This window comes from Candidatus Neomarinimicrobiota bacterium (assembly GCA_030743815.1).
Classification (GTDB): domain Bacteria; phylum Fidelibacterota; class Marinisomatia; order Marinisomatales; family S15-B10; genus UBA2146.
In genome coordinates this window covers 1-10186 of record JASLRT010000113.1, presented here as the reverse complement: position 1 = coordinate 10186, position 10186 = coordinate 1, and the positions used below count along the sequence as shown (strand labels likewise).

General features: G+C 51.6%; 9 protein-coding genes and 1 pseudogene. All 10 read left to right on the top strand.

Features of this window, described 5'->3' with window-relative positions; all coding sequences use genetic code 11:
• Window positions 1-86: 86 nt before the first annotated feature.
• The 10 genes and pseudogenes from ispG to QF669_09245 all read left to right on the top strand — a co-directional run bounded on the left by ispG (window position 87) and on the right by QF669_09245 (window position 10087).
• Window positions 87-1112: pseudogene (gene ispG, locus QF669_09290) on the top strand (flavodoxin-dependent (E)-4-hydroxy-3-methylbut-2-enyl-diphosphate synthase).
• Between the two features lie 67 nt (window positions 1113-1179).
• Complete coding sequence (locus tag QF669_09285; protein ID MDP6457623.1) at window positions 1180-1617, top strand: hypothetical protein; 438 nt, start codon at window positions 1180-1182, stop codon at window positions 1615-1617.
• Window positions 1618-1619: 2 nt separating this feature from the next.
• Entirely contained in the window at window positions 1620-1814 is a 195-nt protein-coding gene (locus QF669_09280; protein MDP6457622.1) for a hypothetical protein, read from the top strand.
• A gap of 28 nt (window positions 1815-1842) precedes the next feature.
• Window positions 1843-3381 (top strand): YifB family Mg chelatase-like AAA ATPase, encoded by a 1539-nt coding sequence (locus QF669_09275; protein ID MDP6457621.1) that lies wholly within the window; start codon window positions 1843-1845, stop codon window positions 3379-3381.
• A gap of 111 nt (window positions 3382-3492) precedes the next feature.
• Window positions 3493-4608 (top strand): aminotransferase class I/II-fold pyridoxal phosphate-dependent enzyme, encoded by a 1116-nt coding sequence (locus tag QF669_09270; protein MDP6457620.1) that lies wholly within the window; start codon window positions 3493-3495, stop codon window positions 4606-4608.
• Entirely contained in the window at window positions 4589-5752 is a 1164-nt protein-coding gene (locus QF669_09265) for an SMP-30/gluconolactonase/LRE family protein (protein ID MDP6457619.1), read from the top strand. Before QF669_09270 ends, QF669_09265 begins: the two co-directional genes overlap by 20 nt.
• A complete protein-coding gene (locus QF669_09260; GenBank protein MDP6457618.1) occupies window positions 5749-7125 on the top strand; it encodes a hypothetical protein in 1377 nt (458 codons plus the stop codon). Before QF669_09265 ends, QF669_09260 begins: the two co-directional genes overlap by 4 nt.
• Before the next feature lie 65 nt (window positions 7126-7190).
• The gene (locus QF669_09255; GenBank protein MDP6457617.1) at window positions 7191-8222 is read left to right on the top strand and encodes a mechanosensitive ion channel family protein; all 1032 of its coding nucleotides are present in this window, start codon (window positions 7191-7193) and stop codon (window positions 8220-8222) included.
• 91 nt (window positions 8223-8313) lie between these two features.
• A complete protein-coding gene (locus QF669_09250) occupies window positions 8314-9660 on the top strand; it encodes an amino acid permease (protein ID MDP6457616.1) in 1347 nt (448 codons plus the stop codon).
• Window positions 9650-10087, top strand: coding sequence for a dUTP diphosphatase (locus QF669_09245; protein MDP6457615.1), 438 nt, complete (start codon window positions 9650-9652; stop codon window positions 10085-10087). The genes QF669_09250 and QF669_09245 overlap by 11 nt, the downstream gene beginning before the upstream one ends.
• The last annotated feature ends 99 nt before the right edge of the window (window positions 10088-10186 follow it).

The window sequence follows — 10186 nt, the reverse complement described above, 5'->3', positions numbered from 1 at the left end:
TCCAAGGGTCATTTCCATTGGTTTTTCTTGGACTGGGTCATAACTTTTTCGACGACATGGAATCCACGCGACCGATTGAAAGAGAAATGACACGCCAAGTGATGGTTGGCGATATCGCGGTTGGCGGAGGTGCTCCCGTTTCAATACAGTCCATGACCACCACCAAGACACACGATGTAGCGGCCACGTTGAAGGAAATTCATCGGCTGGAAGAGGCGGGTTGTCAGATCATCAGAGTAACGGTGCCCGATGAGAAGGCGGCGAAGGCACTGCCCGAGATCAAGAAACAAATGACAGTTCCCCTGGTGGCGGACATTCACTTCAACTACCGAATGGCTCTACTGGCAGTGGATGCTGGAGTAGACAAAATCCGCATCAATCCGGGCAATATCGGCAAGAGGGAGCGGGTGGAGGCGGTGTTGGATAAGGTGAAGAGCGCTGGCCTGCCCATCAGAATTGGCGTCAACGCTGGCAGTCTTGAGCGAGAGCTTCTGGAGAAGTATGGCTATCCCACTGCCGAAGCTATGGTCGAGAGTGCGGAGCGGCATATCAATATCTGTAAAGAGTTCGGCTTCGATGACATTGTAATTTCCCTTAAATCTTCCGATGTGCGGCTCATGGTCGATTCCTACCGTCTCTTCTCGCAGAAGTTTGACTTTCCACTTCATCTTGGTGTAACTGAAGCGGGCCCCACAAAAAGCGGCACCGTTAAATCGTCTGTAGGAATCGGAACACTACTGGAAGAAGGTATCGGCGATACCATTCGCGTTAGTCTCACTGACGATCCTGTGGAAGAAGTCCGGGTCGGTTTTGAGATACTGAAATCGCTGGGACTGGCGAGCCGCGGGGTGACGATCGTGGCCTGCCCGACCTGCGGTCGGCTGGAAGTGGACCTCTTCAAGATTGCCGGAGAGATGGAAGATAAACTTCAGCACGTTAAGAAGCCCATGTCGCTGGCTCTTATGGGATGTGCAGTGAATGGCCCCGGTGAAGCGAGCCATGCTGATATGGGTATCGCCTTCGGCAAAGGTGGTGGTCTCATCTACAAAGATGGCGAGAAGGTAGGGAGAGTCGAGGAAGCTGAAGCGATTGATAAACTGCTGCAGATGATTGAACTGGAAGAAGGAAATAATGGTGACGCTGTTACAGTCAGCGTGGCGCAAGAGGAGGATTAAGCAAATGAAGACTCGTTTTAGACCGATGTGGTCGGTGTTACTTCTCGCAGCCGTACTCAACGGACAGACAGATTATTCCCCTATAGTCCTTTACTGGAAGACGCTACAGCCCGCTGAGAAGGAGTTCTATCTGTTTGCCTATCTTACGCAGGTATACGAGACACATAAATCTCTTATCGATGAGACGGGTCGGGGAGATTTTACAAAATGGTATTATGAGAATCGGGCAGAAATGGCTTATACAATTCTGGAGTATCTTGAAGGCAAAGATGCTACCAAGTTCATCGAATGGGTGGACGATTTTTACAGGCAGGATGAATTCAGAGATCGCCCGTTTTACGAAGCACTGCGTTACGCCTATACGCGTTCTCAGGTCAAAGGCCAGACACTACTGGAGAAATATGAGAGTATCATGGGCCAACCGAAGAAGAAGCCAGACTGAGATTGAAATTTCTTGTCCCGAAAATTGTCAGAGAGTGGCGTGCAGATTTCCGCAAAGGTGGTTTCAAACTTCTCCTGAAGGAGAAGGGGTGGAAGATTCTGATAGCCTTCTTTATTTTCTATCTGATCCGTGATGTTTCCCTTTATGTAATCATTCCATATCTTGCCGTGACCGGGTTCATCTCGTGTCCGGGCTAAGACTACATTCTTTCAAATCAGTTGTGTAATGCACGCTCGTGTACTCAGCAGCGCCATCCTTGGGATAGACGCCTACGAAGTTGAGATTGAAGCGAATCTGACGCCGACCCCCATCCCCAAGTTCATCACCGTCGGCCTGCCGGAAGGGGCGGTTAAGGAGAGTAAGGAGAGGGTCATAGCGGCAATTAAGAATTCGGGCTTCCGTTTTCCCAACAAAAAGGTGGTTGTTAATCTGGCACCGGCCGACATTCGTAAGGAAGGGAGTGCCTTTGACCTCCCGATCGCTATCGGCATTCTGGCGGCGCTGGGTGAAATTCAACCGACATATCTCCAAAAGCTATGGCTTCTCGGTGAACTGTCACTGGACGGCTCGCTACGATCTGTTCGGGGAGCCCTACCAATTGCCATTTCGGCAGCTCAAACAGGTGTAAAAGGACTCATTGTGCCCGAGGAAAATTCGCGCGAAGCGGCGGTAGCTGAAGGTGTCAGGGTAGCCGGCGCCAAAACATTATTGGATGTGGTAAATGTACTGAACGGAGATTCGGAGCTCCGGTCGACTAATGTAGACATAGATGAGTTGTTCCGTGACAGCCGCCACTATCCTGTAGATTTCGAGGAGGTGAAAGGGCAGGAGCATGTCAAGCGAGCCGTGGAAGTGGCGGCGGCTGGCGGACACAACGTCATCCTCATCGGACCGCCAGGATCGGGTAAGACGATGCTGGCTAAACGTCTGCCGACGATCTTACCTCATCTGACTCTGGGTGAAGCGCTTGAAACGACCAAGATTCACTCGGTGGCCGGACTTCTGCCGGGCGACGCCGGCATTATCGCTATCCGTCCATTTCGTTCGCCTCACCACACCATCAGCGATGCTGGTCTCATCGGCGGTGGAACAATACCGAAGCCCGGTGAAGTGAGTCTGGCGCATCACGGTGTGCTATTCCTCGATGAGCTGGCGGAATTCAAGAAGAATGTGCTCGAAGTAATGCGCCAGCCCATGGAGAACGGCGAGGTGACCATCGCAAGAGCCGCCGTTTCAGTGAACTATCCCGCCAACTTCCAGCTTGTGGCGGCGACGAATCCCTGCCCCTGCGGCTACGCCACTGATCCCAATAATGAATGCACATGCACACCGCTGCTGATCCAGAAATATATGGGAAGGATTTCAGGCCCCCTCATGGATAGAATTGATCTCCATGTGGAAGTGCCGGCTGTACCTTTTGCCGATCTTTCAGAGAAACCGCCCGGTGAAAAGTCTGAGTCCATCCGGGAGCGGGTGGAGGCGGCGCGCCAAGTTCAACTGGAGCGATTCAATTCCATCGAAGGGAAGTACTGCAATGCGCATATGGAGACGAAAGATATCCGCAAATTCTGTGATATCAGCGAGGAAGGGAAGAGTCTGCTGAAATCGGCCATGGATAAACTGGGGCTCTCGGCGCGCGCCTACGACCGAATCCTTAAAGTGGGGCGGACCATCGCCGACCTGGAGGGCCGAGTTAAGATCGAACCCCAACATCTGGGAGAGGCAATCCAGTATCGTAGCCTGGACAGGCAGTTGTGGTTGTAGAAGAAACAAGTAAGGAAGAATTGATTGAAATGAAAGGAGATGATTCATGAAGTCATTGCCTCGAACGAAAAATCTACATCTTACTGCTGAACGCAAAGTTATGGTACGCTGATGAAGTACTCAGTCTTTACCCTCGAAGAATGGTTCGACCGCTACGAATTCAAGGTGGATCATCTGCTTGGATCCAGCAGCTGCGCCGGAATGACAGTGGATGAGCTGTTTGATCTCACAGGTGAGGCAATCGATTTCGGTAAAACTAAACTGACCTCGGCGCCTGTGGGCGGTCTGCCGGAACTTCAGGAAACCGTCGCTACGTGGTACAAGAGCACCTCGCCCGGAGAAGTGTTCGTCACCTGTTCCAGTACAGAGGCGATCTTTCTTCTGGTGGAATCCCTCGTGGGAGCGGGAGACTCTGTCGTAGCCATGTTTCCCATGTATCCTGCGCTCTATCAGCTCGCCGGCGATCTCGGCGCGGAAGTGCGGAAATGGCGACTGCGTCACGAGAATCAATTCCAGCCGGACCTTGCCGAGTTGGAGGATCTCGTTGACGAATCGACGAAACTGATCGTTATCAACAATCCTCAGAATCCCACGGGATATATTATGTCAGACGAAGAACTTCAGAGTGTCATAGCCATTGCGGGAGAGGTAGGGGCCAAGGTGTGGGTGGATGAAGTGTTCCGCGGAATCACGGTAGATGGCAAGCCGGCCACAGGCTCCGTACGGGACTTAGATCAGTCGGCGATCTCTACTGGCAGTATGTCGAAGTCGTTCGGCTTGAGCGGCCTGAGAGTGGGATGGATTGCGGCGCCCGAGGACATTCTCGAATCACTGTGGCATATCAACTATTATACTACCGTCTGTGCCGCCACCATAGATCAGCAGATAGCGGCTTTGGCTCACAGACACAGGGATAAAGTGCTTGCCAGGAATCAAGCTATCGTGGATGAGAATTTTGGTGTGCTCAAGGAGTGGATGGCTCAGAAGAACGGTGTCTTCGACTGGGTCAAACCCGAAGGTGGTCCAATCACTTTTCCCAAGTTTATCCCCGACATCCACACTGATGAGTTCTGTCTCCGATTGGCCGAGGAATACTCCGTTCTTGTACCGCCGGGAAACTATACGTTTGATGCGGAAGGATTTATTCGGATCGGGTACGGCATGCGTCGCTTCGCTGAGGCGATGGAGAAGGTCTCGCGGGCGCTAGATGAGTATCTCGATCAGTAGGGCGATGTGGGAAGACCTTGGAAACCTGTCATCTGAGAATAGATTTATAAGCGACTCGGAGAAGAAGATCGCACTTTCTCTCGCAGTTAATTGTCTGCTTGGAGTATCACTGTCAATCTTCCTTTTCATCATCGGTTGCGCGGAAATGCCAGACATCGAGCCTGTAGCTTTCACGCCCGAACCGGCGCCCAAATCCCAAGGTGCACTGGAACAGAATAATCGGCTAACTGAAGTGGAACTCCTGGCCGAAGGTTTGCTCATAGGACCTGAAGATGTAGCGCTAGATGAAGAAGGACTCGTCTATACGTCGGAAGAAGACGGTGCTATCAGAAGGATACTTCATGACGGATCCGTGGAAGAATTTGTGCAGACGGGCGGAAGGCCGCTGGGACTTGCCTTTGATCTCCAAGGAAATCTTGTTGCCTGTGATCCCGGCTTGGGTCTCATCTCTGTATCTCCCACCGGCAAGATAGATACCCTAGTCGCTCTCTCCCGGGAACTGCCACTCCACTTCCCCAATGATCTGGATATCGCTCCCGATGGAAGGATCTACTTTTCAGACGTCACCTCGGGAATCTTCGTGCACGATACCTTTCATGATATTCTCGTTCATCGTCCCTTCGGCCGGTTGCTGAGGTACGATCCATCGGTGGGAGTTATGGATGTAGTGGGCGAAAATCTATACTATGCAAACGGTGTCACAGTTGGCGGGGGAGGCCGTTTCGTACTCGTAACGGAGCTAGGCGCTTATCGTGTCACCCGCTTCTGGCTCAAGGGCGAGAGGTCAGGGGAACGGGACGTTTTCGCAGATAATCTCCCGGGCTATCCTGACGGCATCATGGCTGATGGCAAAGGCAACTTCTGGCTGGCAATCGTCTCTCCTCGCAACCGGACAGTGGATGAGGTGTACCACCCCAGAGTGTGGATCAAGAAGCTCCTCATGCGCCTGCCGGACTGGCTCCGTCCCGGCGCCGAAGCCTACGGTTTCGTGCTCAAACTGAATCACAACGGCGAAATCGTCGAGAGTCTCCACGATCCATCGGGCAAAACTTTCTCAAATGTGTCTAACGTTATCGAGAAGGAAGGCAAACTGTACCTCGCCAGTCTCTACGGAAATGCCATTGGAGTGTATCACTTACCTTGAAACCGATGCACACTCTCTACTTTGTTGGCCCAACGGTTATTCTCCAGTTGGTGCTTGTCGGCTGTGCTGCTGAACTGAAGACAACCGAAAAGACTCTCGCCGGTTACCGTACAGAAGTTCACTATCTGCAATCCAAGACTGATTCAATTGTGGTGAAGACTGTTTCTTACTATACCAACAATTCACCTTTGGAAGAGATCAACTACCGCAAGGGCGAATTCCACGGCAAGTATATAGGCTGGTATGAGAACGGAAAGAAACGGACTGAGCAGTCGTACGCCAAAGGACTCCCCCACGGCGAGTGGTCTGGGTGGGCCGCCGACGGCAATCTTGACTCCACGTGGAATTACAGGAAGGGGATAGTTCACGGCAGTAAGACCTACTGGGATAAAGCCGGAAACATGACGTCGTCATACAGCTTTCGCAAGGGCAGTTTGAACGGAGCATCTTTCACCTATCATTCCAACGGACGGGAGAGAGACGCTATAGATTATGAGGATGGCCTCATTGACGGTAAATGGATCATCAAAGATGAGAACGGAGCGCTCAGGGCGGAGCGCCGCTTTAAGAAAGATGTAGTGCACGGTAAATGGCGCTGGTGGAGTGAATCGTCGAATCTCGACTCACAGAAAGTCTATAAAGACAGTCTGCTTCATGGCAAGACTTTGAAATGGTATCCATCCGGTCAGTTGGCTGTAGAAGAACGTTACAGTGGGGGAAAACGGATAAAGAAGTGGACGCAATGGTACGATAACGGTTCTGTCAGAACCACCGAATTGTACAGGAAGGATGTCCTCCACGGTGAAGTGATACACTGGTCTGATGCTGGTGCGAAAAAGTGGATAAAAGAATATGAGGACGGCCTTCAGCACGGTCTGGAGCGGTCGTGGTATTCTATGGGTGGGGTGGCGTCGGAGATAGAGTGGGAGGCAGGACTCAAGCACGGACACGATAGGAGCTGGTCGCCCAGTGGAGAGTTGATTCAGGACAACGTCTATATTGAAGGGGAACTGTTGGCAGAATCAAACTATCACGGTAACGGGAGGTTAAGTCTGGTGAAGGGATATCAGTCTGGCGAACTGAAGTGGCAAGCGCAATGGGATGTTCACGGCCGCCGTACAGATATCAGGAAGTTCAGTGATCACCGTTTGGCGACTGAAGTGCACAAGAACGGGCGCAAGGCATCGGAGACAGAATACTTGGGGAAGAAAAAGCACGGCGTGGAACTCCATTGGGACGAGAGCGGGGCGTTGATCGCAGAGATTCTTTTTATTGAGGATGTTCCCTTCCTTCACCTGGAATGGGACAGAAGTGGAGAATTGAAGATGGAGAAAGTGGTGCGTGAAGGAGAAGTAGTCTGGGAAGGACCATGAGATCAGACAAATCGCTTAGTCTCAACTCCTCTCCTTTGTAAATTCGCCAAACTTTAGGAGTCCAAATGAACCTCGACACGCAGTCCATGACGGCATATCTCATCCCCATCGTCACCATCTTAGGTTTTACTGTGGCGGGGTGGATTTTTAAGACGTATATCCACAAGCAGTTGAAGAGAATCGCGGCACGGACGAAATGGCGCGGCGATGATGTCGTCCTCTCCGCTGTGGAGTCAAGTTCGATACAGTGGTTCTTTCTGGGCGGAGTCTATTTTGCCCTCGATGGGATTCCCCTGAGTCCCGAGTTGCTGGGATCGGCGCAGACCGTTATACTTATCCTCATCATCCTCTCCATTACGCTTTCCGTGGCAAGAGCCGGCGTTGGACTGCTCGAGCTGTTTGCAGCGAGCACTGATGCTTTGCCTTCTGCGGCCATGTTCACAAACCTCGTTAGGATCTTCATCATTACTATCGGACTCTTGATTGTCTTTCAGACATTGGGAATCTCCATCACACCCCTGCTCACCGCTCTGGGCGTCGGCGGTCTTGCAGTCTCGCTGGCTCTCAAGGATACCCTTTCTGACGTCTTTGCCGGCCTCCATATACTCCTGTCCAAAAAGGTAGTACCGGGGGATCTAGTGGAACTGGACAGCGGGCACCGTGGCACGGTTGACAATATTTCGTGGCGTAACACAACTCTCAAGGATCGAAAGAACAATCTTGTTGTGATTCCTAATGCCAAACTGTCGGCGGCGATCATGAAGAATTTTGACGCGCCCATTAAGGAGTTAGTCGTAAGGTTAGGGTGCGGCGTCAGCTACGATAGCGACCTTGGTCACGTGGAAAGAGTAACGCTGGAAGTGGCAAGAGATGTCATGCAAAATGTGGAAGGTGGTATCCCTGAATCTGATCCCAACATGATCTTTATGAACTTCGGCGAGTCAAGCATAGATTTCCGCGTTTCCCTTACTGCAAAGGACTATTCCGGCCAGTGGGCTGTGACGCACGAATTCATCAAGCGCCTACATAAGCGGTTTGGCGAAGAGGGGATCAACATCCCGTTCCCCATTCGAACCGTCTACCAGCAGAACGAGTAGCCTCGTTATTCATCTGGCACTATAGTTGGCACAGCGATTACTCTTGTGCGATGGTAATGCCGTTTTCTGTACTTAATGTCGCCGAATTGTGATGGCTGACACTTCCAAGCGTGTCGTAAGAACATTCGATGCCACCAGCATGGTGGCAGGGAATATCATCGGCTCCGGGATTTTCCTGCTTTCCGGGTACGCCGCTGCTCCAGTCACAGATAGTTCCTGGCTCATCTTTGCTTGGATCGGAGGCGGCGTAATGGCCATGCTCGGTGCGCTGTCTATAGCTGAACTCTCCACTACTTTCCCCAATATAGGAGGCGACTTCCTCTACCTGAATAATGTCTACGGGCGCTATCCTGCTTTTCTCTACGGCTGGATGAGTCTTGTCATCTTCGAAACCGGTTCAATCGCCATCCTCGCCGTTTTCGGAGGCAAGTATCTCCTCGAATTTTTTCCGCAGAGCGGATTGTCAGAACCGTTTCTGGCCTCACTTCTCGTTATCGGTTTCTCTCTCCTTCACTGTCTTCGGATTACGGTGGGAGCGCGATTTCAATCAATCCTCACGGTGATTAAGATCGGCGGGCTGTTCATATTGACGTTTCTCCTCTTCAAGAGTGGATCAGGCTCTGTTGAGAGCGGTGCAGCAAATCTGGTAGATGCCAGTCCCGTGCGCGGTTTTTCGAGGGCTCTGATTCCAATCTTTTTCGCATATACAGGATGGAACGTGGCGGGATACATCGCAGGTGAAATACACAATCCGAGAAAAACTCTCCCACGTGCTCTTATCGGCGGTACCCTGATTACCATGATCATCTACATTGTGGTGGAGATCGGTTTTCTGAAGAGTATCGGTCTCGACGCCATGCGCGGAGAAGAGATGGTACCTGTCATCGCACTCAAGACAGTAGGAGCAGAAGGGTGGAGCACTTTCCTCACTCTCCTGATCTTTATATCGGTGGTTAGCTCGCTTTCAATCACCATTCAGACTGCCGGAGCGAGAGTAATTCAAGCTATGGGCGAACACGGTGTTTTCTTTAGATTTACAGCCAAACGCCATCCCCGTTTCCAGACGCCGGTGAATGCACTCATTCTTCAGGCGGCGTGGTGTATTGTCCTCATGTATGTGCTGGATATTGAAAGCCTTGTTGATTCAACAACCGTGGTAATGATTCTATTCTCTTCCGTATCTATCTCCACCTTGTTCAAAGTGCGTGGAAGAAGTGTGGCGGACGGTAACAGTGAAAGCTATAAAACACCGTTGTTTCCTCTTGTTCCCGTTGCCTACATTATCTGTGCGCTCTTTGTGTCATGGGGCGTTATTCGATTTCATCTGGACAGAGGGAGCTTACTGCCGGCGTGGGGGTTTGCGTTTCTTGTTGTGGGATCTATCGTCTACTGGATCTGGAATCAGCTGGGTGGAGGATCATCTGAAAATGAAGATTAAGCTTAGGCCTTTTTCGGCCGATGTAGCGGGATTCTATCGTGACCACGGTCACTTTCACGATGGTGATGCGGGCCTCGATCTCTATGTGCCTGAATCAATGACCTTCTCGGCACGTGAGACTGCCCCGATCCACCTGAAGGTAGCGTGCGAAATGGAAGGGCAGAGACCGTACTTTCTCATACCTCGCTCCAGTATCTCCAAGACTCCGCTAAGGATGGCCAATTCCATCGGACTGATTGATGGTGGTTACAGAGGTGAGCTCATCGCATTCTGTGATAATATCAGCGAGGAGGTGTACACCGTAAAGGCGGGTCAGCGCCTCTTTCAGCTGGTGGCCATGGATGGATCTCCCCTTGAGCTGGAAATCGTAGATGAGCTCAGCGAAACGTCTCGCGGTGAGGGTGGCTTCGGCAGCACCGGTTCATGAGCAAAATTAAAGATAAGAAACTGACGCGGGAAGGCCGCCGGGCGCTAGAGTGGGCCAGTGATAATATGCCTATTCTGGCGACGATTCGGGACCGGTTCG

Bases quoted from the DNA above. Each gene is read 5' to 3' on its own strand.
- QF669_09285 (MDP6457623.1), top strand. From the start codon at position 1,180: ATGAAGACTCGTTTTAGACCGATGTGGTCGGTGTTACTTCTCGCAGCC.
- QF669_09275 (MDP6457621.1), top strand. From the start codon at position 1,843: ATGCACGCTCGTGTACTCAGCAGCGCCATCCTTGGGATAGACGCCTAC.
- QF669_09270 (MDP6457620.1), top strand. From the start codon at position 3,493: ATGAAGTACTCAGTCTTTACCCTCGAAGAATGGTTCGACCGCTACGAA.
- QF669_09265 (MDP6457619.1), top strand. From the start codon at position 4,589: ATGAGTATCTCGATCAGTAGGGCGATGTGGGAAGACCTTGGAAACCTG.
- QF669_09255 (MDP6457617.1), top strand. From the start codon at position 7,191: ATGAACCTCGACACGCAGTCCATGACGGCATATCTCATCCCCATCGTC.
- QF669_09250 (MDP6457616.1), top strand. From the start codon at position 8,314: ATGGCTGACACTTCCAAGCGTGTCGTAAGAACATTCGATGCCACCAGC.
- QF669_09245 (MDP6457615.1), top strand. From the start codon at position 9,650: ATGAAGATTAAGCTTAGGCCTTTTTCGGCCGATGTAGCGGGATTCTAT.